This window comes from Kitasatospora sp. NPDC003701, from assembly GCF_053587085.1.
Genome location: NZ_JBSFNM010000005.1, coordinates 192,086 through 215,850, shown reverse-complemented (window position 1 = coordinate 215,850; position 23,765 = coordinate 192,086). Strand labels below are relative to the sequence as shown.

Below are 23,765 nucleotides of genomic sequence, written 5' to 3'. Positions count from 1 at the left end.
CAGACCTTTACGCAATCGGCACGTTCGACCACACTGAGTCCGGGCGGGACTGGTCAGGACTCGGGGGATGGGGGCGCCACATGCGGCACGACGGACACCGTCCGGCCGTACCGGACTCTCCTTCCGGCCGCGACACGTCGGACGAACTGCCGTTCCGCCTCGGGACCGTCGGACAGGCCGGGGTCCGGCTTCGCAGGGGTGGTCAGCCGATGGCGCCCCGCTATGAAACGAGGAAGTGAGTCCGGGTGGCACTCTCCGTCTCCGCGCTGGTCCTGTTCGGCGTCATCTGCTTCATCTTCATCCGCAACAAGCAACTGAAGGTCGGGCACGCGATCCTGGCCGCTCTGTTCGGCTTCATGCTCAACCAGAGCACGGCCGCCAAGCCGATCCAGGACTTCCTGAGCCAGATCGCCAAGAGCATCTCCAACATCGCGAGCTGACCCCGGCGGCCTCGGTCGAGGCCCCAGGACGGGTTCAGCGGGGGAGGAGGCCGGCCGCCCGGGTCACCGGTCGGCCCGTCTGGCCTGCCGCCAGCGGGCGAAGAGCCCCCGGGCCCGCGCCGCCGCCGGGGTTGGCCACCGCACCGCCACGGGCGCCGCGGCGCCCGTCGGCGCGGGCGTCACCGCTGCCGCGTCCGGGGCCGTCAGCAGCACGAACAGCCGCGCCCAGCAGAGCCGTTCGCCGCGCGGCCAGTCCAGCGCGCGCAGCGCCGCCGAGGCGGCCTCCGACACCTCGCCGTTGACCCGGACCTCGGCGACGTCGTCCCCCGCCTTGCCGCCGAGGAAGAGCTTCACCCCGTTCAGGTGCCGCCCGGTCAGCTCCGGCAGCAGCGCGGGCGCCAGCGCGGGCAGCACCCGGTGCTCCGCGAGCCAGCCGGCCAGCCGCTCGTTGCCGAAGCCGAACACCGCCGCCGGCCCCTGCACGGCGTGCCAGCCCGGCAGTTCCGGGTGATCGGCGTGGTCGCCGTGCCGGCCCCGGCGCTCCTGCAGCTCGACCAGTGCCGAGGCGGTGGTGGTCGCCCACATCCGCACCGCGTTGTCGAGCTTCTCCTCCTCGGTCTTGCCGAGGCCGGCCGCGCAGTCCCACACCACCGGCGCGTCCGCGTGGCCCAGCCGCAGCACGAAGCCCAGGTCGACGTGGCCGGCGCCGTCGACGCCCGGGTGCTCCCGGACGGCCACCGCCGTGGTGCCCGGACCGCGCACCACCTCGCCGTCCGCGGTGAACACCTGCCCGAGGCGTGCCATTTCCCGGACCACAGAGCGCTGTATGACGGCCAGTCGGTCCTCGGGACGCACCGGACACTCCTCCACCCTCGGGTTCGCAGCGTTCTCGAACTGCTCTCGAACTGCTTTCGAACGCCGCCGAGGCTATCGGCCCGGAGCCCTGCCGGGAAACCGATGCGCGCCGCCGGTCGCCGAGGCGGACCCGGCTCTCCGGTCGCAGAAATGTCCTTTATGCACCATTTTGGGTAGCGGCAACCGTAGGCCACCGCCTGGAGAACCGCATGCCCCGCACCGACCTGACGCCCGCTCCGCCGCTGCTCGCCCCGGACGGCTCCGGCCTGGTCGCCGAGATCGAGGCGTACCTCTCCTCGCTGCCCGCTCCGGCGCGCACTCCGGCGCCGTACCTCCGGCCGCCGTACGTCTGCCCGCTCGGCTCGACCGTGCAGCCGTGGCACGCCGGCCACCCGCTGCCCCGGGCCACGCTGCTGGAGCGGGTGCTGCGCCGGCCGGCCCGCCCGGTGCCGGTGAGCGCCGCCGACCACCTGCGGCTCGCCTCCCGCTACATCGGCGCGGCCGGCTGGCTGCAGGGCGCGATGTGGGACGGCGCCGGCCGGGTCTGCCTGCTGGGTGCCCAGGCCGCGGTGCTCGCCCACGGCTACGGGACCCCGGACACCGTCCGGACCGCCCGGGTGCAGCTGATGGAGGTGCTGCACGCCACCGGCCGGCCCGCGGCCTCCCCGGACGAGTACAACGACCGGCCCACCACCCGGCAGGCGGACGTCCACCAGCTGCTCGACCGTGCCGCGGCCCGGGCCGGCCGGCTCGGCCTCTGACGGTCCGCCGGGCGGCCGGGGCGTCGGGTCGCCGGGGCGCCGGTCCGGAGGGTGCGTGCGGGTGCGGCCGACGGCCCTGACGGGCGGTCGGGAAACGGAACGGCCCCGGAACGACGAGGTCGTCGTTCCGGGGCCGGACGGTTGGAGCGGGTGACGAGAATCGAACTCGCGTGACTAGTTTGGAAGACTAGGGCTCTACCATTGAGCTACACCCGCGCGATCCCCCGGCCGTCGCCGGACGGAAGGTCGGGAACAGCGTACCTGGTCCGGTCGGCTGCGCGCACACCACATTCGTTCTCGGGCCCTCGGATATGTCGCCGACCGGGTAGGGCCCGGCGTGTACGCTTCCTCTCGGCACCACGGGGTGTGGCGCAGTTTGGTAGCGCGTCCGCTTTGGGAGCGGAAGGCCGTCGGTTCGAATCCGGTCACCCCGACAGTGCGGCAGGGTCTCGTCCTCGGCGGGGCCCTGTTGGCGTCTTCGGGGGTCCGTCGGTGTCCTCGGGGGCCGCTTGGTACCGCTCGGCGGTCCGCGGACGCCATCGGGGCTGTTGTCGTTTCCGGGTCCGGTCCGGCATGGTGAATGGTTGACATTTCACCAAATGCTGGAGCCCGGATGAGTCCGATGAGGATCAACCCCAAGATCGCGGTCGGAGTCGTCTTCGTCGCCTCGCTCTTCATGTCGATCATGGACACCACGATCGTCAACGTCGCCCTGCCCGCGATCGGCCGCGAGTTCGGCACCGATCCGGCCGGGGTCGGCGTGATCAACGTCGGCTACCTGGTCAGCCTGGCCGTCTTCGTCCCGCTCTCCGGCTGGCTGGGGGACCGCTTCGGCACCCGCCGGGTCTTCCTCGTCTCGCTCGCCCTGTTCACCGTCGCCTCGCTGTTCTGCGGCGCGGCCGGCTCGATGACCTCGCTCACCCTCTACCGGATCTTCCAGGGCGCGGCCGGCGGTCTGCTCACCCCGGTCGGGATGACCATGCTCTTCCGCGCCTTCCCGCAGGAGGAGCGGATGCGGGCGACCCGCATCCTGATGCTGCCCACCGCCGTCGCGCCCGCCGCCGGGCCGGTGCTCGGCGGCTGGCTGGTGGACGGCTGGTCCTGGCACTGGGTCTTCATCGTCAACGTGCCGGTCGGCATCGCCGCGCTGGTCTTCGGGCTGCTCGCCCTGCCCGACTACCGCGCCGAGCGGGCCGGGCGGTTCGACGCGGCCGGGTTCCTGCTCTCCGCCGTCGGCTTCGGCGCCGCGATGTACGCGCTCTCCGAGGGCGCGTCGCAGGGCTGGGGGAGCGCGCGGATCCTGGTCTCGGCGCTCGTCGGTGTCTGCGCGCTGGCGGCCCTGGTCGTCGTCGAGCTGCGCCTGCCCGAGCCGATGCTCGACCTGCGGCTCTTCCGGGACCGCATATTCCGCACCACCAACCTGCTCTCGCTCTTCTCCGGCGCCGCCTTCCTCGGCATGCTCTACCTCTTCCCCCTGCTGATGCAGGACGCGCTCGGCATGGACGCCCTGCACAGCGGCCTGATGGTCTTCCCCGAGGCGCTCGGCGTGATGCTCGCCTCCCAGATCGCGAGCCGCCTCTACCCGAGGATCGGCCCGCGCCGGATCCTGGCCACCGGCGCCACCGTGGTGGCCTGCTGCCTGGCCCTGATGGCCACGATCGGGCCGGACAGCAACCTCTGGGCGGTGCGCGCCCTGATGTTCGTCACCGGCTACGCGATGTCGCACGTCTTCATGCCCTCGCAGACCGCCGCCTTCGCGACCATCAGCGCCCGCGACACCGGCGCCGCCTCCACCCTCTACAACGCGCAGCGCCAGCTCGGCTCCGCGCTCGGGGTCGCGGTGCTCGGCACCGTGCTGACGGCCGTGGGAGCCTTCACCGTGAATGCGTCGGGTACGCCCGTGGCGAACCTCACCGCCTACCGCGCGGCCTTCCTCACCGCCGCCGGCCTGGCGCTGGTGGCGGCCGCGATCGCCTTGCTGGTACGGGATTCCGACGCCGCCGCCACCATGCGCGCGGTACCGGCCGGGGGTACCGACGAGGGGGCGGCCGAGCCGGCCGCGGAGCCCGTCGGGAAGGCCTGAGCGTCCGCCGGCGGCAGCGTCCTGGCGTCCGCCTTTCGTGGTACCGGTAGGATGGGGCGCTGGCGGTAGTCCCTGTGGCGTCAACCCAGGTCAACCGCACGAGGGCGAGGAGTCACGCTCACCGTCCACCCCCCACGGGAGATGCAGCTCCAACCGCCCATCGCCCGTCTCGCCCGACCCGCCCGCACCGGCCCCGGCCGGCGTCGATGGGGAGGGCGGAGGCAACCTGACCGCAAGCCCATAGGAGACCAAACCGTGAAGAGCGCCGTCGAGACTCTGAACCCGACCCGGGTTCGACTCACCGTCGAGGTGCCCTTCGAGGAGCTCAAGCCCAGCCTCGACGCGGCGTACAAGAAGATCAACCAGCAGGTCTCGGTCCCGGGCTTCCGCAAGGGCAAGATCCCGAACCGTGTCATCGACCAGCGTTTCGGTCGTGGCGCCGTGCTGGAGGAGGCCGTCAACGACGCCCTCCCGCGCTTCTACACGCAGGCCGTCGACGAGGGCAAGATCGAGGTCCTCGGCCAGCCCGACATCACCAACATCGAGGGTGTCGAGACGATCGCCGACGGCGGTGACCTGAAGTTCACCGCCGAGGTCGACGTTCGTCCCGAGATCACCCTTCCGGACTTCTCGACCATCGAGGTCACCGTCGACCCGATCGTGGTCACCGACGAGGACGTCGACAAGTCGCTGGAGCAGCTGCGCGAGCGCTTCTCCTCGGTCAAGGACGTCGAGCGCGCCGCGGCCGCCGGCGACATCGTGGTCGTCGACCTCGAGGCCAAGGTCGACGGCGAGGTGCCGGAGGACGGCATCGCCAAGGGCGTCAGCTACGAGATCGGCTCCGGCCGTCTGATCGACGGCATCGACGACGCCGTCGTCGGCCTGGAGGCCGGTGGCACCGCCACCTTCTCCACCGAGCTCAAGGGCGGCACCCAGGCGGGCAAGACCTCCGAGGTCACCGTCACCGTCTCCGCCGTCCAGGAGAAGGAGCTCCCCGAGCTGGACGACGAGTTCGCCCAGCTGGCCAGCGAGTTCGACTCGCTGGAGGAGCTGCGCGGCGACTCCCGCAAGCGCCTCGAGCGCATGAAGGAGTACGACCAGGCCACCCAGGCCCAGGAGAAGGTGCTCGACGCGCTGCTGGCGCTGGTCGAGATCGAGTTCCCGGAGAAGCTCCTCAAGGACGAGATCGAGACCCGCAAGCACAACCTGGAGCACCACCAGCTGGAGCCCATGGGCCTCAACCTCGCGTCCTACCTGGAGACCCAGGGCAAGACCGAGGAGGAGTTCCTCGCGGAGACCGAGGAGCAGGCGAAGAAGGGCATCAAGACCCAGTTCGTCCTGGACCAGATCGTCGCCGACGAGGAGCTGGGCGTCGACCAGCAGGAGCTCACCGAGCACCTCATCCGCCGCGCCGCCGGCTCGGGCCTGACCCCGGACCAGTTCGCGCAGCAGGTCGTCCAGGGTGGCCAGGTGCCGCTGCTGGTCGGCGAGGTCGCCCGCGGCAAGGCGCTGGCCACCGTGGTCGAGGCCGCCAAGGTCCTCGACACCGAGGGCAACGAGATCAACTTCGACGACGACGAGACCGACGAGTCGGCCGAGACCGTCGCCGCCGAGGCCCCGGCCGCCGAGGCCGACGCCGAGGAGAAGACCGAGGCCTGATCGCCCCGGTCGCGCTGACGCAGCAGCGGGCCCGGACGCCGTACCAGGCGTCCGGGCCCGCCGCGTTCTCCCGGGCCGTCGGGCCGGGCCGCCCGAGGTCCCCCCCGGCCCGCCCGGGGCGGTCCCCGGGCCCGCGCCGTGAACCCTGCGCTCACAGCGAACAGTTCTGCGTGAGGGATTCTGCGGCCCGGCCTGCGCGTTAGGGTCCTTGGACAGCAACAATCACACCGTGATACCCGGAAGCTGTGCGACACCGTGAGAGCCGTGCAACGGCCCTCCAAATCGACTGAGCAGGTGGCTAAGTGACGTTCCCGCAGATGCAGATGCCTGGCCCGATGGCGCCGCACGCCGCCTCTGGTGACGTGCTCGGCGGCCTGGGCGACCAGGTCTACAACCGGCTGCTCAACGAGCGGATCATCTTCCTCGGCCAGCAGGTCGACGACGACATCGCCAACAAGATCACCGCCCAGCTGCTCCTGCTGGCCGCGGACCCGGACAAGGACATCTTCCTCTACATCAACTCCCCGGGCGGCTCGATCTCGGCCGGCATGGCGATCTACGACACCATGCAGTACATCAAGAACGACGTCGTCACCATCGCCATGGGCATGGCCGCCTCGATGGGGCAGTTCCTGCTGACCGCCGGCGCCAAGGGCAAGCGCTTCTCGCTGCCGAACGCCAACATCCTGATGCACCAGCCGTCCGCCGGTCTCGGCGGCTCGGCCACCGACATCCGCATCCAGGCGGAGCAGCTGCTCCGCACCAAGAAGCGGATGTCCGAGCTGATCGCCTTCCACAGCGGCCAGTCCTTCGAGCAGATCACCGCGGACTCCGACCGCGACCGCTGGTTCACGCCCGAGGAGGCCCTGGAGTACGGCCTGATCGACGCGATCATGCACAGCGCCGCGGACGTCCCCGGCGGCGGCGGCACGGGCGCCTGAGCCTCGGCCCCGGCTCCCACGAGACCACAGCCACAACGCTCCGGAGGACTAGAACCCCCATGAACATCCCCAGCCTGTCCAGCGCCAAGGCACGCGTCGAGGACATGCGCGCCGAGGGCCGCTACATCGTCCCGCGCTTCGTCGAGCGCACCTCGCAGGGCATCCGCGAGTACGACCCGTACGCCAAGCTGTTCGAGGAGCGCATCATCTTCCTCGGCTCGCAGGTCGACGACGTCTCCGCGAACGACATCATGGCCCAGCTGCTCTGCCTGGAGTCGATGGACCCGGACCGCGAGATCCAGATGTACATCAACTCGCCCGGCGGCTCGTTCACGGCCCTGACGGCCATCTACGACACCATGCAGTACGTGAAGCCGGACATCACCACCGTCTGCATGGGCCAGGCCGCCTCGGCCGCCGCCGTGCTGCTCGCGGCCGGCACCCCCGGCAAGCGGATGGCGCTGCCGAACGCCCGCATCCTGATCCACCAGCCGTACACCGAGACCGGCCGCGGCCAGGTCTCCGACCTGGAGATCCAGGCCCGGGAGATCTTCCGGATGCGCGAGCAGCTGGAGGAGATGCTCTCCAAGCACTCCAACAAGTCGGTGGAGCAGGTCCGCGACGACATCGAGCGCGACAAGATCCTCACGGCCGAGGAGGCCGTCGAGTACGGTCTGGTCGACCTCGTCATCTCCACCCGCAAGGCCTCGCTGACCTCCTGAGGCCGGCACCCGCCCGCCCTGCCCTCCCGGCGGGCGGGGCGGAACCCACGGGCGGGGCGCGCGAAATCCGGCGCCCCGCCCCGGCGCATCGGCGGCGCGGCCGCCGGCATCTGTTCGGTATCAATTCGCCCAGGGCGTAGGGCAGACCTGGCGAAGAGGACGGAATCAGGGGCCCGGCAGAGTACCGTCGGATAGCGAGACCGATCGCCGTCGGCGTAGACGGTCCACAGCACCAGGCCCCGGAACCCCCGCGGGGCCCCTGGCGAAGGGGAAGCACCTCGTGGCACGCATCGGAGACGGTGGCGACCTGCTCAAGTGCTCGTTCTGCGGCAAGTCGCAGAAGCAGGTGAAGAAGCTGATCGCCGGACCAGGCGTGTACATCTGCGACGAGTGCATCGACCTGTGCAACGAGATCATCGAGGAGGAGCTCGCCGAGACCTCCGAGGTGCGTTTCGAGGAGCTCCCGAAGCCGCGCGAGATCTACGAGTTCCTGGACCAGTACGTGGTCGGTCAGGACCTCGCCAAGAAGGCGCTGTCGGTGGCGGTCTACAACCACTACAAGCGCGTGCAGGCGGGCGAGGCCGGCCGCAGCGGCGGCAACGGCCGTGAGGACGCCATCGAGCTGGCGAAGTCCAACATCCTGCTGCTCGGCCCGACCGGCTCCGGCAAGACGCTGCTCGCGCAGACGCTGGCCCGGATGCTGAACGTGCCGTTCGCGATCGCCGACGCCACCGCGCTGACCGAGGCCGGCTACGTCGGCGAGGACGTCGAGAACATCCTGCTGAAGCTGATCCAGGCGGCCGACTACGACGTCAAGAAGGCCGAGACCGGGATCATCTACATCGACGAGATCGACAAGGTCGCCCGCAAGAGCGAGAACCCGTCGATCACCCGCGACGTCTCCGGCGAGGGCGTGCAGCAGGCGCTGCTGAAGATCCTGGAGGGCACCACCGCCTCGGTGCCGCCGCAGGGCGGGCGCAAGCACCCGCACCAGGAGTTCATCCAGATCGACACCACCAACGTGCTCTTCATCGTGGGCGGCGCGTTCGCCGGCCTGGAGCGGATCATCGAGGGCCGCGCGGGTGCCAAGGGCATCGGCTTCGGTGCGAACATCCGCTCCAAGCGGGAGCAGGACGCCAGCGACCACTTCCGTCAGGTGATGCCGGAGGACCTGGTCAAGTTCGGCATGATCCCGGAGTTCATCGGCCGTCTCCCGGTGATCACCAGCGTGCACAACCTCGACCGCGAGGCGCTGCTGCAGATCCTCACCGAGCCGAAGAACGCGCTGGTCAAGCAGTACCGCAAGCTCTTCGAACTGGACGGCGTCGAGCTGGAGTTCTCCCGCGACGCGCTGGAGGCCATCGCCGACCAGGCGATCCTGCGCGGCACCGGCGCGCGCGGTCTGCGGGCCATCATGGAGGAGGTGCTGATGTCCGTGATGTACGAGGTGCCGTCGCGTCAGGACGTCGCCCGCGTGGTGGTCACCGGGGACGTCGTCTCCAAGCACGCCATCCCCACGCTGGTCCCGCGTGACATGATCAAGCGGGAGCGGCGCGACAAGAGCGCCTGACCTTCCGCGTGCGAGGGCCCCCGGAGACCGTCGGTCGGTCTCCGGGGGCCCTTCGCGATCCGTGGCGCCGGGGCTGTTACTTCGCCACCTCGGCGACCGCGCGCAGGTCGCGGGCGTCGGCGGCCAGCTTCTCCAGGTTGGGCGCCTTGCCCTCCTCGGGTGCCTGCATCAGCAGCACCAGGGTGCTGTTGTCGGCCCAGGCGCAGATGCCGAGGTCGGTGCCGGACTGGGTGGCCTTGGCGCACTCCATGGTGCCGCCCTTGGAACCGGCGTCGACCGAGTGCCGGTCGGTGACGGTGGGGCCGCCGGACGAGAAGCCCTTGAACATGGCGTCGAGCTCCTGCTTCGGGAGCAGCACCTTGCCGTAGCCGCCGACCACGATGAGCTGGGGCTCGTCCGCCGAGTCCTGGTACACGGCGCTGACGCCGGTCGGGTTCCAGGCGCCGTCGCCCTTGCCGAACTCGGAGGTGATCTCCTTCTCCATCGCCCGGGCGATCTCGTTGTCGTCGTCCTTGCTGAGGTCCTTGAAGGTGGCCGGCAGGACGATCTTCTGGGTGCCGGCGTTGGACGTCACGTCGAAGACGAAGTAGGCGAGACCGCCGCCGATCAGCGCCAGCACGCCGACGAACACGCCCAGCAGGATCCAGAGCGTCTTGCGGGACTTGCGCTGCGGCACCGGGGCGTAGGCGCCGTAGCCGGGGTAGCCGGGCTGGCCGTCCGCCGGCGGGTAGCCGGGCGGCGCGGCCTGCGGCGGGACGGCGCCCCAGGCCGGGTCGGCGGCGGGCGGCGGGGGCGTCGCGCCGTAGCCGGGCTGGGGCGGCACGGGGGCGCCGTGCGGCTGTCCGGCGGGCGGCGGCGGGCTGCCGTAGGGGGTCTGATCGGTCACGATGGCCCTTTCTCGGGACGGGAGGGAACGGCGGGCGTGGCGCACTCCCACCCGGAGCCGGGTGGCAGGTGTGACGCGGTGTACGAGCGGTGAGCGGTTACTTGGCGACGACCATGGCGGAGCGGATCGCGCGGGTCTTCTCGGCGGCCTGGGCCGGGGTGAGCGCCGTCTGGGCGCTGCCGGTGAGGCCGGCCTTCAGGAAGGAGACCCGGGCCGTGGTCGACTTGTCGGCCCAGACGCAGACGGTCGACTGCGACTTGCCGCCGAGCACGCCGTAGACGCCGCAGGAGAGCTTGGCCGAGGAGTTGTTGCCGTCCTGGGCCGGGAAGTCCGCCAGCGGGGTGGTCCAGCTGCCGCCCTCGCCGGGCTTCTTGGAGTCCTCGATGATCTTGTCCGGGTCGTCCAGCTCCCCGTAGACGCCGATCACGCTGATGGTGTCCAGCGGGTCGGCGCCCTTGGCGTAGCTGGCGATCAGCACGTGCAGGTCCTTGCCGATCTTGGAGGTCTCGGCCTTGCTCGGGTCGGCCGCCTGCTCCTTGGCCGACTTCTGGGTGTAGCCGTCCGGCAGCGACTGGGCGGCGGTGATCTTGTACTTTCCGCCGGTGTCGCCGCCGAGCACCTTGTAGAGGCCGAAGCCGCCGCCGCCCAGCACCAGGGCGCCGATCACCAGGCCGATCACCAGCCCGGCCCTGCCCTTCTTCGGCGGCGGCGCCATCGGGTAGCCGGGCGCGCCGTACGGGGCCTGCGGCGGCACCGCGCCGTAGGGCGGCTGTGGGGCGCCGTAGGGGGGCTGCGGCTGGGGCGCGCCGTACTGCGGGGCCGGTGCCCCCTGCTGCGGGTGGCCGTACTGCGGCGGCTGGCCGTAGGGCGGCTGGGCCCCGTAGGGCGGTTGCGGCTGCGGCGCGCCGTAGGGCTGCGGCGCCCCGTACGGTTGCGGCTGACCCTGCGGATACTGCTGACCCTGGCCGTACATCTGCCTGTGCTCCCCCGCCGCACCCGCGGCCTGTCGTGATCCGAAGTCGTCCGTGTCCGTACCGAGGACCGGACGATTGTGCGGGCACGTTATCGCACAGGGCCGACGGCCGTCCGGACCGGGCGCGCGGGGCCCCGGACCGAAAGCGGTTCGTAACCCACGTCCGCAGGTACGTAAACTGTGCGTCGTGACCGACACCACGAACCAGCGCCCCGTGAGCACTCACGCCGGGGACGAAGCAGCCACCCTCCCGACGACCTACGCTCCGGCGGACGTAGAGGGCGAGCTGTACGAGCGCTGGGTAGAGCGCGGTTACTTCACGGCCGACGCGAAGAGTGACAAGCCCCCGTACACCATCGTCATCCCGCCGCCGAACGTCACCGGTGCGCTGCACCTGGGCCACGCCTTCCAGCACACGCTGATGGACGCGCTGACCCGCCGCAAGCGCATGCAGGGCTTCGAGACGCTCTGGCTGCCCGGCATGGACCACGCCGGCATCGCCACCCAGAACAAGGTGGAGCAGCAGCTCGCCGAGTCCGGGCTCTCCCGCCACGACCTGGGCCGGGAGGCCTTCGTCGAGAAGGTCTGGGAGTGGAAGGAGAACTACGGCGGCAGGATCCTCGGCCAGATGCGCCGCCTCGGTGACGGCGTGGACTGGTCCCGCGAGCGCTTCACCATGGACGAGGGCCTCTCCCAGGCCGTCCAGACCATCTTCAAGCGTCTCTTCGACGACGGTCTGATCTACCGCGCCGAGCGCATCATCAACTGGTGCCCGCGCTGCCTCACCGCGCTCTCCGACATCGAGGTGGAGCACGAGGAGGTCCCCGGCGAGCTGGTCTCGATCCGCTACGGGGACGGCGACGACTCGATCATCGTCGCCACCACCCGCGCCGAGACGATGCTGGGCGACACCGCCGTCGCCGTCCACCCGGAGGACGAGCGCTACAAGCACCTGGTCGGCCGGACCATCAAGCTGCCGCTGACGGACCGGGAGATCCCGGTCGTCGCCGACGAGCACGTCGACCCGGAGTTCGGCACCGGCGCCGTCAAGGTGACCCCGGCGCACGACCCGAACGACTTCGCCATCGGCCAGCGCCACAACCTGCCGAACCTGAGCGTGATGGACGAGCGCGGCGCGATCACCGTGCACGGCCCGTTCCTCGGCCTGGACCGGCTGGAGGCCCGCTCGGCCGTGGTCGGTGCGCTGCGCGAGCAGGGCCGGATCGTCGCCGAGAAGCGCCCGTACATGCACGCCGTCGGCCACTGCTCGCGCTGCCACACCGTGGTCGAGCCGCGGCTGTCGCTGCAGTGGTGGGTCAAGGTCGCCCCGCTGGCCCAGGCGGCCGGCGACGCCGTCCGGGACGGCAAGGTGGAGATCCACCCGAAGGAGCTGGAGCGCCGCTACTTCGACTGGGTCGACAACATGTACGACTGGTGCATCTCGCGCCAGCTCTGGTGGGGCCACCGGATCCCGGTCTGGTACGGCCCGGACGGCGAGGTCGTCTGCGTCGGCCCCGACGAGCAGCCGCCGACCGGCGAGGGCTGGCACCAGGACCCGGACGTCCTGGACACCTGGTTCTCCTCCGGCCTCTGGCCCTTCTCCACCCTCGGCTGGCCGGAGCGGACCCCGGACCTGGAGAAGTTCTACTCGACCGACGTCCTGGTCACCGGCCACGACATCATCTTCTTCTGGGTCGCCCGGATGATGATGTTCGGCCTGTACGCGATGGACGGCCAGGCGCCGTTCAAGACCGTCGCCCTGACCGGCCTGGTCCGCGACGAGTTCGGCAAGAAGATGTCGAAGTCCTCCGGCACCGCCGTGGACCCGCTGGACTGGATGGACGCCTACGGCGCCGACGCCGTCCGCTTCACCCTGGCCCGCGGCGCCAACCCCGGCGCCGACGTGCCGATCGGCGAGGACTGGGTCAAGGGCTCGCGCAACTTCTGCAACAAGATCTGGAACGCGACCCGCTTCGCGCTGATGAACGGCGCCACCGTCGAGGGCCCGCTGCCCGCGCCGCAGGAGCTGACCGCGGTCGACCGCTGGATCCTGTCGCGGCTGAACGCCACCGTCGCCGAGGTGGACGCGCTGTACGACGACTACGAGTTCGCCAAGGTCTCGGACACGCTGTACCACTTCGCCTGGGACGAGGTGTTCGACTGGTACGTCGAGCTCTCCAAGACCACCCTCGCCAAGGGCGGCGCGCAGGCCGACGCCTCCCGCCGGGTCCTGGGCGAGGTCCTGGACGTCACGCTGCGGCTGCTCCACCCGATCGTCCCGTTCGTCACCGACACCCTGTGGACGACGCTCACCGGCGCCGAGTCGCTGGTGGTCACCGCGTGGCCCGAGGACAGCGGCTTCCGGGACGCCGAGGCCGAGGCCGAGGTCGCCACGCTCCAGCAGGTGGTCACCGAGGTCCGCCGGTTCCGCTCGGACCAGGGTCTTCAGCCCGCGCAGAAGGTCCCGGCCCAGCTGGACCTCTCCGGCACCGTGCTCGCGGTCCACGAGGACGCGATCCGCTCGCTGCTGCGGCTGACCGCGCCCGAGGAGGGCTTCGCGGCCACCGCCTCGCTCCCGGTGGCCGGCGCCACGGTGGCGCTGGACCTCTCCGGCACCATCGACGTCGCGGCCGAGCGCAAGCGCCTGGCCAAGGACCTCGCGGCCGCCGAGAAGGAGAAGGCCCAGACCACCGCCAAGCTCGGCAACGAGGCGTTCCTCGCCAAGGCGCCGGACGACGTGGTCGCCAAGATCCGGACCCGCCAGGAGGCCGCCGAGGCCGACATCGCCCGGATCACCGCCCAGCTCGCGGCGCTGCCGCAGGCCTGACCCGGCCGACGGGCCCGGCCCGCCGACGGCTCACCAGGGGCCGCATCCCGCCGACGCGGGGTGCGGCCCCTCGGCCTTTTCCGGCCCGCGCGCCGGGGCGCGGACCGGGCGGCACCGGGCCGTACCCGCCGAACGTGGAAATCCGACCCTCCAATAGCCCAATGCCATTGCGCTGTTCCGGCGAATATTCATCCTGGACCGGGTGAAGTCCTATTCCGCCCGAATTCATTCCGGTCTTGCCCGCGCGGGTTCGCGGAAGTTTGCAGGTCGGATGTGTACGGTGTGCACGGAGTTTCGCTGAGCCGACGACCGACGGGAGGGCATGGCGTGGTGGTGACCGAGAAGTTGGCCGACGAACTGCCGATGGAAGCGGTCCAGGAGGCCAAGGCCAGGGCGGCGACCCTGCTGCTCGCGTTCCGGCACGGGAACCAGCTCGCGTTCGACCACGCGCTGGACCGGCTGTTCGAGGAGCACGCGGAGCGGGAGGTGACCACCCTGCTGGCCTGGATCGCCGCCGAGGCGGTCCGCAAGGCGTACGCGCCCGAGGTGGGCGACAAGGTGCTGCACGCGCTGGTCCGGCGCGCCCCGGCCGACGCCGGCGGGGTCGCGGTGGACGAGGAGACCGCCGACGCGGCCCGGCTGATCGAGGCCGTGGCGGCCGGCGAGGTGGCCGAGGTGCGCGGCCTGGTGGCCGCCACCGCCGACACCACCTTCCTGCTCGGCGGCCTGCTCCAGGGCGTCGCCATGATGCTGCCGCTGCTGCCCGAGGGCGAGCTGGCCGAGATCACCGCGGAGCTGCGCCGCCGGCACTGCGGCCCGTGCCCCGAGATCCCGGAGGCCCGGGCCGGGGTCTGAGCCCCGGCCCGGGCCCGCGCGGTCGCGGCTACGGCAGCGCGTGCAGGTGCGAGCCGACGGTGCCGGCGATCCCGCCGCCGGCCTTGGCGTCCCAGTTGGTCGACCAGGTCATCGCCCCGCCGATGCCGGGCCACTTGGTGTCGGGCTTGAAGCTCCCGCAGTTGGTGCCGGAGGCCAGGCAGTCCAGGGCGTTGTTGACCACGCCCGGGCTGACGTACCCGCCGCCCGCCGCGCTGGTGGAGGCCGGCACCCCGAGCCCGACCTGGTCGGGCCGCAGCCCGCCCTTGAGCTGGATGCAGGCCAGCGCGGTCAGGAAGTTGACGCTGCCCTGGGAGTAGACCTGCCCGTCGCAGCCGAGCATCGCGCCGGAGTTGTAGTACTGCATATTGACGATGGTGAGGATGTCCTTCACGTTCAGCGCCAGCTTGAAGTACTCCATCCCGGTCGACTGCATGTCGATGGTCTGCGGCGCCATGGTGAGGACGAACCCGCTGCCCGCCTTCGCCGCCAGCGAGTGCAGCGCCTGGCCCATGTAGGTGGCGTTGACGCCGTTCTCCAGGTCGATGTCGATCCCGTCGAAGCCGTAGCCCTGCAGCAGGGCCCAGGCGGTGTTGGCGAAGGTGGTGGCCGAGGCGGAGCTGTTCACCGAGACGGTGCCGTTCTGGCCGCCGACCGAGAGCACCACCTTCTTGCCGGCCGCCCGCTTGGCCGCGATGTCGGCCTTGAACTGGGCGTCGGTGTAGCCGCCGAGCCTGGTCGACAGCGCCGGGTCCAGGGTGAAGCCCAGCCCGCCGGGTGTGCCGGTGGCGTCGGCGAAGGAGACCGCGATGATGTCGTACGCCGCCGGGACGTCGCTGATCCGCTGCACGGTGGCGCCGTTGTCGAAGTTCTGCCAGTAGCCGGTGAGCAGGTGCTTGGGCAGGCCGGGCCGGGTCGGAGTGACGGTCGGGGTGACCGTCGGGGTGGCGGTGGGCGTCTGGGTCGGGGTCGCGGTGGGGCTCGCCGTGCCGGTCGGGGTGGGCTTCGGGTCGCCCGGCCCGATCAGCGAGACGTCGTCGGCCAGGTAGGAGGGCTGGCCGTACCAGCCGTGCAGGTAGACCGTGACGCTGGTGGTGCCGGCCCCGGTGGTGAAGGTGGTGGAGAGCTTGGACCAGCTCGCCGAGTTGGTCCAGGTGCCGGGATCCGTGCCGCCGGTGCCGCGGGCGCCGAGGTAGACGTAGGAGCCCTGCACCCAGGAGCTCAGGGTGTAGGTGGACGAGGGCTTCACGGCGACGGTCTGGGTGCACTCGCCGGTGTCGCTCGCGCCCGGGGTGGCGCGCAGCGCGTACGCGCCGGAGTGGACGGTGGTGGTGTCGGGGGTGCCGCCGGAGGGGCAGGTCCAGCCTCTGAGGTGGTCGGCGGCCTCGAAGCCGCCGTTGTCGATCAGGTCGACGTCGGCGGTCGCCGCGCCGGAGGCGCTGGTGGCGACGACCAGGCCGCTCAGGCCCAGGGCGATCGCCGAGGCGGCGGCGAGCAGCGTGTGGACGGCGCGGGCGCGCCGGTGTCGGGCAGGTGGCATGACTCCATCTCCTGTGGGGGGAGACCGTCGGCTCACGTGGGGGAGAGCCGTCCGGCTGTCGCGGGTGCGGGAGCTACCGACAACTCAAGTCCCTGTCGGGAAAGGAGACTTGCCCTCACAAGGTGGAGTAGACCAATCCGGCTGTCAAGGGTGCCTGCCGGGCCTCAGGCGGCCACCGGCTGTTCGGCCAGCCGCGCCGTCAGCCGGGCGATCCGGGCCGAGGCCAGGCCGTCCCCGTACGGGCTGGGGGTGGCGGCCAGCCGGGCGAGCCGCTCGGGGGAGTCGGCCAGCCAGGTCCGGGCCAGCTCGCCGAACTCCTCGCCGGGCCGCACCAGGGCGGCGAAGCCCGCGTCGACGGCCTCCGGGCGCTCGGTCGAGCGGCGCACCACCAGCAGCGGGCGGCCGAGCACGGTGCACTCCTCCTGGACCCCGCCGGAGTCGGAGACCAGCAGCGCCGCGTGCCGGGCCAGGCCCAGGAACTCCGCGTACCCGACCGGTTCGGTCACGGTGATCCGCTCCAGCAGGCCCGCCAGGGCGAACCGGTCGACGGCGGCCCCGGTCCGCGGGTGCATCGGGAACAGGACGGGGGTGCCGGCCCGGGCGATCCGGTCCAGCTCGGCCAGGACGGCGCCCAGCGCCTCGGCGCTGTCGGTGTTCTCCGGCCGGTGCACGGTGGCGAGCACGTAGCCGTCCGGCTCCAGCCCGTGCGCGGCCAGCAGGGCGGCCCGGGCGGCCCGGTCGGGCAGCCGGCGGCGGACCACCTCGACCACGGTGTTGCCGGTGACGGTGATCCGCTCCTCGTCCAGCGACTCGGCGCGCAGGTTGGCCGCGTTCTCCGCGGTGGCGGCGCAGAGCAGGTCGGAGACGTGGTCGACCATCACCCGGTTGTGCTCCTCGGGCATCGCCCGGTCGAAGCTGCGCAGCCCGGCCTCGACGTGCACCAGCGGGATCCCCCGGGAGTTGGCGGCCAGCGCGCCGGCCAGGGTGGCGTTGGTGTCGCCCTGGACGACGACGGCGGCGGGCCGGTCCTCGGCGAAGGCGGCGTCCAGCTGGCCGAGGGACTGGGCGATCTGGCCGGCGCGCGGGCGGCCGCCGACGCCGGTCAGCAGCTCGGGGCGGGGCAGGTCGAGGTCGCGCAGGAAGCGCCCGGACAGTGCCTCGTCCCAGTGCTGGCCGGTGTGCACCAGCCGGGTCGCGGCGCCGAGCTCGTGGATCAGCGGGGCGAGCTTGACCAGCTCGGGGCGGGTGCCGAGGACGACGGCGACGCTGGCGGGCGGCAGCTGGGACGGGCACATGGACACGGTGGTACTCCGGACGGGTCTCGGGCGGGACGGGACGGCCCCGGGCTTCGCGGGGGGAAGGGCTCGGGCTTCGCGGGGGACGGCTCAGGCTTCGAGGGCGGTGGGGGCGCCGGCGGCGACCGTTTCGGCGTTGCGCCTGGTCTTGGCCCAGCCGTTGCGGCCGAGCAGCAGGCGGACGGCGGCCCGGGTGGCGACCACGAACAGGTGGTAGGCGTAGAGCCAGACCAGGACGCCCCAGAGCAGGCCGGTGAGCCGGCTCCGGTCGGGGTGGACGAGCCTGCGGTAGGTGAAGCCCCAGAAGATCATCGGCAGCGTCGCGACCAGGAAGGCGACGGTCATCAGCGGCCCGAACCGGGCCTGGAAGTCGGCGGTGTCCTCGGGGAAGAGCACCAGCCCGGCGGCCGTGATCCCGATCGAGACCGGGGTGAGCACCACCAGCAGCACGCAGACCACGGGCTGCAGGAAGGTGTACAGCACCTCGGCCTTGCCGGCCCAGCGGTAGTGCGGCGAGCGCAGCACCCGGCCGGTGTAGCGCAGGCACTGCATGTTGCCCTGGGCCCACCGGGTGCGCTGGGTGAGGAAGCGCCGGAGCGAGACCAGGCCCTCCTGGGACACCCGCGCCTCGGTGACGTGCGTCAACCGCCAACCGGCCAGCCGCAGTTCGAGGCCCGACTCGTAGTCCTCCAGAAGCGCCCGCTCCGGCCAGGGGCGGCCCTCGCGGCCCTCCTCGGCGGTGAGCGAGTCCAGCGTGGTGAGCCGGACGAACTGGCCGTTGCCGCCGAGGCCGACGCTGCCGGTGCGCCGGCGCAGCAACTGCATGCCGGCGTTGTTGGCCTGGAACTCGACGTCCTGCATCCGGACCAGCGCGCGGGCCAGCGCGTTGGCGGTCCGGCCGCGCCCGGGCAGCGGCCGCTCGTCGTCGGCGTTGCGCATCCGGACGCCGATCTGCACGGCGCCGGTGTCGGGGCGGGCCAGCGCGTGGTCGGAGCAGACCAGCGCCAGGGTGCCCCGGTCCAGCTCGCCGTCGGCGTCGACGACGCCGACGACCACCCGGGCGCGGTCGGTGGACTCCGGCAGCCAGGCGCAGACGGCCCGGTAGGCGGCGTTGAGCGCGGCGCCCTTGCCGATCCGGGCGTGCGGGCGGCGGCGCTGGACGAGGTGGATCCGGTCGTCGTGCTCGGCGGCGGCCAGGACCAGCGCGCGGGTGCGGTCCTCGCTGTCGTCGTCGATCACCCACAGGTGGGCCTCCGGGGCGGAGCGCCGCAGCCCGTCGAGGGTCTGGGTGACGACGGCCTCCTCGTCGCGGCAGGGGATCAGCAGGTGCCACTGGAAGGCGGCCGGCTCGCCCGGCTCGGCGGGCCGGTTGTGCCGGAAGGCGTGCCGCGAGCCGGCCCAGTAGAGCAGGAAGCGGCCGAACACGAGGAGCATGTAGCCGAGGAGCAGCAGCGAGAGCAGCTCGGCGGCCCAGACGACACCGCTCCGATGGATCAGGAGGGACTGGCGCAGGGCGTCGGGCATGAGGCTGTACTCCTGGCGATCAAAGGTGATGTGGCTCCCTGGGGTGCGAATCGATGCTTCATTGCCGTCCGAGCTCGCGGAATCAATAGTAAATCGGGTGAATCGGAAAGTCCGGGCAAAGTGGTGGTTCTCACCCCGTCGGGAGCGCGCGGCGCCGCTCCGTAGACTGTGGTCGTGAGCGACAAGGCCGACCCGAACCCGTACACCCTCCGCCCCGCCGACGGCGGCTCCGCAGACGTCCTGCGCGACGTCGAGCTGGAACTCTCCAAGCGCTGGCCGGAGAACAAGCTGGAGCCCTCGCTCGACCGGATCGAGGCGCTGATGGACATCCTGGGCCAGCCCCAGCGGTCCTTCCCCTCGATCCACATCACCGGCACCAACGGCAAGACCTCCACCGCCCGGATGGTCGAGCAGCTGCTCAACACCTTCGAGCTGCGCACCGGCCGCTACACCAGCCCGCACGTGGAGTCCGTCACCGAGCGGATCACCCTGGACGGCGCCCCGATCAGCCCCGAGCGGTTCGCCGAGGTCTACCGGGACATCGAGCCGTACGTGCGGATGGTCGACGAGCGCGAGCCGGTCGCGATGTCCTTCTTCGAGGTGCTGACCGGCATGGCCTACGCGGCCTTCGCCGACGCCCCGGTGGACGTCGGCGTGATCGAGGTCGGCATGGGCGGCTCCTGGGACGCCACCAACGTGATCGACGCGGCCGTGGCCGTGATCACCCCGATCTCGCTGGACCACACCGACAAGCTGGGGGAGACCACCGGCGAGATCGCGGTCGAGAAGTCCGGGATCATCAAGTCGGGCGCCGTCGCGGTCGTCGCCCAGCAGCAGCTGGACGCCGCCCAGACCATCCTGCGGCGCGCGGTCGAGGTGGACGCCACGGTGGCCCGCGAGGGCATGGAGTTCGGAGTGATCCGCCGTGAGGTCGCCATCGGCGGCCAGCTGGTGACGCTGCGCGGGCTCGGCGGCGAGGAGTACACGGACGTCTTCCTCCCGCTGCACGGCGCCCACCAGGCGCAGAACGCGGCGCTCGCCCTCGCGGCGGTCGAGGCCTTCTTCGGCGTCGGCGGTGCGCGCGGCGGGCAGCTGGACGCGGACAAGGTGCGGCAGGCCTTCTCCGGCGTCGCCTCGCCGGGCCGCCTGGAGGTCGTCCGCCGCAGTCCGACGATCGTCCTGGACGCCGCGCACAACCCGGACGGCGCCCACGCCACCGTCGCCGCGATCGGCGAGTCCTTCGGCTTCACCCGGCTGGTCGGCGTGATCGGCACCAGCGGCGACAAGGACGTGGCCGGCCTGCTGGAGGCCTTCGAGCCGATCCTCGCCGAGGTCGTCATCACCCAGAACTCCACCCACCGCGCGATGGACGCGGACGCGCTCGCCGTGCTCGCCGTCGAGATCTTCGGTGAGGACCGCGTCCAGGTCGAGCCCCGGCTCGACGACGCCATCGCCGCCGCCGTCACCCTCGCCGAGGAGGACGGGGACCTCGGCGGCGCCGGGGTGCTGGTCACCGGTTCGGTCATCACGGTGGGCGAGGCCCGCCTGCTGCTCGGGAGGAAGTGACGATGAGGACGCTCTGCTCCTCGACGCTGATCGGCGAGGCACTGCTGGCGATGTTCGCCGGACTGGTGGCGATGCAGCTCTCCGACGTGCCGACCGCCACCGTCTGGACCGTGACCGGCATCGCGATGGCGCTGTGCGTGCTGCTCTGCGGCATGATCACCCGCCCCGGCGCGGTCGCGATCGGCTGGGCGCTCCAGCTCGGCCTGATCGCCAGCGGCTTCGTCCTGCCGACCATGTTCGGCCTGGGCGTCGTCTTCGCCGGGCTCTGGTGGTGCTCGGTGCACTACGGCCGCAAGATCGACGAGTTCAAGGCCGCCCGCGCGGCCGCCCAGGCGGTCCCGGCCGGGTAGCCCCGGCCCCGCCCGGACCCGCTGCTCACGCAAGGTAACCTCTGCCGTAGTCGCACTCCGCACCGCGAACCGGGTGCGCGCCGAACCGATTTCCCAGGAGACGCACCGTGTCCCAGCGCACTCTCGTCCTGCTCAAGCCCGACGCCGTCAAGCGAGGCCTGGCCGGCGAGATCATCAGCCGCATCGAGCGCAAGGCCGGCTGGCGGCTCGCCGCCGTCGAGCTGCGGACCTTCGACCGGGCGACGCTGGAGCAGCACTACGCGGAGCACGTCGGCCGCCCGTTCTACGAGCCGCTGCTGGAGTTCATGACCTCCGGCCCGTCGATCGCGCTGATCGTCGAGGGCGAGGAGGTCGTCCCCGGCATCCGGATGCTGGCCGGTGCGACCAACCCGCTGGAGGCCGGTGCCGGCACCATCCGCGGCGACTACGCGACGATCACCCGCGAGAACCTGATCCACGCCTCCGACTCCCCGGAGTCGGCCGAGCGCGAGATCAAGATCTTCTTCCCCGCGCACGCCTAAGCACCACCCAGGGACCTTCGGGTGCCCCGGCCGGGACCATTGGCCCGGCCGGGGCATTCTTATCGTGAAATAGGGAACTGGGGACGCCGACACGGCGTCCCAATGCTCGGAGAAGCGATCACGCTCCGGACAATGGACGGTATGCCCCACGTCGACGTCCGTACTGGCCGGCGTGACTACGATGGACGCGACTCATGGGCCCGGTACGGCTGGTCAGCTGCTCTTCGCCCACGCCGCGGGCGCGCTCTCTCGTCCACCCCCCGCAATGACTCCGAGCCCGGGAAGGCACCTACACCCCATGGCAACCAACCTGTCGTTCATCGGCCGCGACCTGGCGATCGACCTCGGAACCGCCAACACGCTGGTGTACGTCAGGGGCAAGGGGATCGTCCTCAACGAGCCGTCCGTGGTCGCGGTGAACACCAACACCGGCGGCATCCTGGCGGTCGGCGCCGAGGCCAAGAAGATGATCGGCCGCACGCCGGGCAACATCGTCGCCATCCGCCCGCTCAAGGACGGCGTGATCGCCGACTTCGAGATCACCGAGCGGATGCTCCGCTACTTCATCCTCAAGATCCACCGCCGCCGCTACCTGGCCCGCCCCCGGGTCGTGGTCTGCGTTCCCTCGGGCATCACCGGGGTCGAGCGCCGCGCCGTGATCGAGGCCTCCTCGCAGGCCGGCGCGCGCCAGGTGCACATCATCGAGGAGCCGATGGCCGCCGCGATCGGCGCCGGGCTGCCGGTCCACGAGGCCACCGGCAACATGGTCGTCGACATCGGCGGCGGCACCACCGAGGTGGCCGTGATCTCGCTCGGCGGCATCGTCACCGCCCAGTCCATCCGGGTGGCCGGCGACGAGCTGGACAACGCCATCGTCCAGCACATCAAGAAGGAGTACTCGCTGCTCCTGGGCGAGCGCAGCGCCGAGCAGATCAAGATGAGCATCGGCTCCGCCTTCGCGCTGGAGGGCGAGAAGGACGAGCACGCCGAGATCCGCGGCCGCGACCTGGTCAGCGGCCTGCCCAAGACCGTCGTCATCTCGGCGGCCGAGGTCCGCGAGGCCATCGACGAGCCGGTCAACTCGATCATCGACGCGGTCAAGACCACCCTCGACCAGTGCCCGCCCGAGCTCGCCGGCGACGTCATGGACCGCGGCATCGTGCTCACCGGCGGCGGCGCCCTGCTGCGCGGCCTGGACGAGCGGCTGCGCCGCGAGACCGGCATGCCGATCCACATCGCCGAGAACCCGCTGGACTCCGTCGCGCTCGGCTCCGGCAAGTGCGTCGAGGAGTTCGAGGCGCTCCAGCAGGTACTCGACGCCCAGCCGCGCCGTTAGCAGAACCGTCAGACCTGTAGTCAACTGAACGGCCCCCGCCCGGGCCCACAGCCCGGGTGGGCGGCCAGGTACGAAGGGGCAGTACCAGCACCGTGAGGGACACACGAGAGAGCCGGCTGCTGCTCATCCTGCTGGTGGCCGTCGCCTTCGCGCTGATCACCGTGGACATCAAGGGCGGTGAGAGCTCGCCGCTCGGCGGAGCCCGGCGCGCCGCCGCCGGTGTCCTCGGCCCGGTCGAGCGCGGCGCCGCCACCGCGGTCGACCCGGTGGCCGACACCGTCCGCGCCTTCCGCGACGCCGCCGGCCACAGCGGGCGCACCGACCAGCTGGCCCGCGAGAACACCGAGCTGCGCCAGAAGCTGGCCTCCTCCGACATGGCCGGCGGGCGCACCAAGCAGCTCGACGACCTGCTGCGCACCGCGGGCTCCGGCGGTTACACCGTCAAGGCCGCCCAGGTGATCGCGATCGGCCCGGCCCAGGGCTTCTCCTGGACCATCACCATCGACGCGGGCAGCGACGACGGCCTGGCCCGGGACATGACGGTGATCAACGGTCAGGGCCTGGTCGGCCGGATCACCACCGTCGCCCCGACCACCTCCACCGTCCTGCTCGCCTCCGACCCGGGCTTCAGTGCCGGGGCCCGGCTGGAGGGCACCGGCGAGATCGGCTTCGCCTCCGGTGGCGGCACCAGCGCCATGAAGGTCTCCCTGCTCAACGGCAAGGCCCAGGTGAAGGAGGGCGACCGGCTGGTCACCTTCGGCTCGCAGAGCGGCCGCCCGTTCGTGCCCGGGGTCCCGGTCGGCAAGGTGGTCCAGGTCGAGGCGAACCCCGGCCAGCTGACCAAGACCGTCCTGGTCGAGCCCTTCGTCCAGTTCACCCGGCTCGACCTGGTCGGCGTGGTGGTGGTGCCGCCGCGCACCGACCCGCGCGACGCCGTCCTGCCGCCGGCGCCGGCCGCCCAGGGCCAGGCCCCGGCCGCGCCGGCGCCCGCCGCCCCGGCCGCCGCCGTCCCGCCCGCCAAGACCACTGGGGGGAACTGAACC

Annotated in this window: 20 protein-coding genes and 2 tRNA genes; 15 read left to right on the top strand and 7 right to left on the bottom strand. The window is 71.7% G+C overall.

The window, feature by feature from the left end; genetic code table 11:
• Positions 1–245: 245 nt before the first annotated feature.
• Positions 246–440 carry a hypothetical protein gene (locus tag ACWDRR_RS07365; protein WP_329487645.1) on the top strand — a complete coding sequence of 65 codons (195 nt, stop codon included), beginning with the start codon at positions 246–248 and terminating at the stop codon, positions 438–440.
• A gap of 63 nt (positions 441–503) precedes the next feature.
• Here ACWDRR_RS07365 and ACWDRR_RS07360 read toward each other — a convergent pair whose 3' ends face one another.
• Positions 504–1,244 (bottom strand): DUF6348 family protein, encoded by a 741-nt coding sequence (locus ACWDRR_RS07360; protein ID WP_449771196.1) that lies wholly within the window; start codon positions 1,242–1,244, stop codon positions 504–506.
• A gap of 260 nt (positions 1,245–1,504) precedes the next feature.
• On the opposite strand from ACWDRR_RS07360, the gene ACWDRR_RS07355 reads away from it, so the two are divergent.
• Positions 1,505–2,056, top strand: a complete 552-nt coding sequence (locus tag ACWDRR_RS07355) for a DUF6197 family protein (protein WP_449771195.1) — start codon at positions 1,505–1,507, stop codon at positions 2,054–2,056.
• Between the two features lie 142 nt (positions 2,057–2,198).
• Here the strand turns inward: ACWDRR_RS07355 and ACWDRR_RS07350 are convergent.
• Positions 2,199–2,272, bottom strand: a tRNA-Gly gene (locus tag ACWDRR_RS07350).
• 144 nt (positions 2,273–2,416) lie between these two features.
• On the opposite strand from ACWDRR_RS07350, the gene ACWDRR_RS07345 reads away from it, so the two are divergent.
• The 6 genes from ACWDRR_RS07345 to clpX all read left to right on the top strand — a co-directional run bounded on the left by ACWDRR_RS07345 (position 2,417) and on the right by clpX (position 9,031).
• Positions 2,417–2,490: transfer RNA gene (locus ACWDRR_RS07345), tRNA-Pro, on the top strand.
• Between the two features lie 179 nt (positions 2,491–2,669).
• Entirely contained in the window at positions 2,670–4,139 is a 1,470-nt protein-coding gene (locus ACWDRR_RS07340; protein WP_449771194.1) for a DHA2 family efflux MFS transporter permease subunit, read from the top strand.
• A 255-nt stretch (positions 4,140–4,394) separates the two neighbouring features.
• Entirely contained in the window at positions 4,395–5,798 is a 1,404-nt protein-coding gene (tig, locus tag ACWDRR_RS07335; RefSeq protein ID WP_449771193.1) for a trigger factor, read from the top strand.
• Positions 5,799–6,121: 323 nt separating this feature from the next.
• Entirely contained in the window at positions 6,122–6,739 is a 618-nt protein-coding gene (locus tag ACWDRR_RS07330) for an ATP-dependent Clp protease proteolytic subunit (protein WP_305067940.1), read from the top strand.
• A 59-nt stretch (positions 6,740–6,798) separates the two neighbouring features.
• Positions 6,799–7,461, top strand: coding sequence for an ATP-dependent Clp protease proteolytic subunit (locus ACWDRR_RS07325; RefSeq protein WP_327676905.1), 663 nt, complete (start codon positions 6,799–6,801; stop codon positions 7,459–7,461).
• A gap of 280 nt (positions 7,462–7,741) precedes the next feature.
• Positions 7,742–9,031 carry an ATP-dependent Clp protease ATP-binding subunit ClpX gene (clpX, locus tag ACWDRR_RS07320; protein ID WP_030397392.1) on the top strand — a complete coding sequence of 430 codons (1,290 nt, stop codon included), beginning with the start codon at positions 7,742–7,744 and terminating at the stop codon, positions 9,029–9,031.
• A 76-nt stretch (positions 9,032–9,107) separates the two neighbouring features.
• Here the strand turns inward: clpX and ACWDRR_RS07315 are convergent, their stop codons facing one another.
• Positions 9,108–9,917, bottom strand: a complete 810-nt coding sequence (locus ACWDRR_RS07315) for a hypothetical protein (protein WP_449771192.1) — start codon at positions 9,915–9,917, stop codon at positions 9,108–9,110.
• Positions 9,918–10,014: 97 nt separating this feature from the next.
• The gene (locus tag ACWDRR_RS07310; RefSeq protein ID WP_449771191.1) at positions 10,015–10,890 is read right to left on the bottom strand and encodes a hypothetical protein; all 876 of its coding nucleotides are present in this window, start codon (positions 10,888–10,890) and stop codon (positions 10,015–10,017) included.
• 187 nt (positions 10,891–11,077) lie between these two features.
• Between ACWDRR_RS07310 and ACWDRR_RS07305 the strand changes: the two genes are divergently transcribed.
• Positions 11,078–13,717 carry a valine--tRNA ligase gene (locus ACWDRR_RS07305; protein WP_449771190.1) on the top strand — a complete coding sequence of 880 codons (2,640 nt, stop codon included), beginning with the start codon at positions 11,078–11,080 and terminating at the stop codon, positions 13,715–13,717.
• A gap of 333 nt (positions 13,718–14,050) precedes the next feature.
• The gene (locus tag ACWDRR_RS07300) at positions 14,051–14,572 is read left to right on the top strand and encodes a hypothetical protein (RefSeq protein WP_449771189.1); all 522 of its coding nucleotides are present in this window, start codon (positions 14,051–14,053) and stop codon (positions 14,570–14,572) included.
• A 28-nt stretch (positions 14,573–14,600) separates the two neighbouring features.
• On the opposite strand, the gene ACWDRR_RS07295 is transcribed toward ACWDRR_RS07300, so the two are convergent.
• The 3 genes from ACWDRR_RS07295 to ACWDRR_RS07285 all read right to left on the bottom strand — a co-directional run bounded on the left by ACWDRR_RS07295 (position 14,601) and on the right by ACWDRR_RS07285 (position 18,949).
• Positions 14,601–16,130 carry a chitinase gene (locus ACWDRR_RS07295; RefSeq protein ID WP_449771188.1) on the bottom strand — a complete coding sequence of 510 codons (1,530 nt, stop codon included), beginning with the start codon at positions 16,128–16,130 and terminating at the stop codon, positions 14,601–14,603.
• A 164-nt stretch (positions 16,131–16,294) separates the two neighbouring features.
• Entirely contained in the window at positions 16,295–17,425 is a 1,131-nt protein-coding gene (gene wecB / locus ACWDRR_RS07290; RefSeq protein WP_449771187.1) for a non-hydrolyzing UDP-N-acetylglucosamine 2-epimerase, read from the bottom strand.
• 90 nt (positions 17,426–17,515) lie between these two features.
• Positions 17,516–18,949, bottom strand: a complete 1,434-nt coding sequence (locus ACWDRR_RS07285) for a glycosyltransferase (RefSeq protein WP_449771186.1) — start codon at positions 18,947–18,949, stop codon at positions 17,516–17,518.
• A gap of 174 nt (positions 18,950–19,123) precedes the next feature.
• Here ACWDRR_RS07285 and folC point away from each other — a divergent pair, with 174 nt between their 5' ends.
• From folC to mreC, 5 genes are all read left to right on the top strand, one after another.
• Complete coding sequence (gene folC / locus ACWDRR_RS07280; protein ID WP_449771185.1) at positions 19,124–20,515, top strand: bifunctional tetrahydrofolate synthase/dihydrofolate synthase; 1,392 nt, start codon at positions 19,124–19,126, stop codon at positions 20,513–20,515.
• A gap of 2 nt (positions 20,516–20,517) precedes the next feature.
• On the top strand, positions 20,518–20,865 hold the full coding sequence (locus tag ACWDRR_RS07275; protein WP_449771184.1) for a DUF4233 domain-containing protein: 348 nt from the start codon (positions 20,518–20,520) through the stop codon (positions 20,863–20,865).
• 107 nt (positions 20,866–20,972) lie between these two features.
• A complete protein-coding gene (ndk, locus tag ACWDRR_RS07270; protein ID WP_360637090.1) occupies positions 20,973–21,386 on the top strand; it encodes a nucleoside-diphosphate kinase in 414 nt (137 codons plus the stop codon).
• A gap of 310 nt (positions 21,387–21,696) precedes the next feature.
• Positions 21,697–22,722: a rod shape-determining protein gene (locus tag ACWDRR_RS07265; protein ID WP_305067939.1), complete on the top strand. Its 1,026-nt coding sequence runs from the start codon at positions 21,697–21,699 to the stop codon at positions 22,720–22,722.
• Between the two features lie 92 nt (positions 22,723–22,814).
• Positions 22,815–23,762 carry a rod shape-determining protein MreC gene (gene mreC, locus ACWDRR_RS07260; protein WP_449771183.1) on the top strand — a complete coding sequence of 316 codons (948 nt, stop codon included), beginning with the start codon at positions 22,815–22,817 and terminating at the stop codon, positions 23,760–23,762.
• Positions 23,763–23,765: the final 3 nt, after the last annotated feature.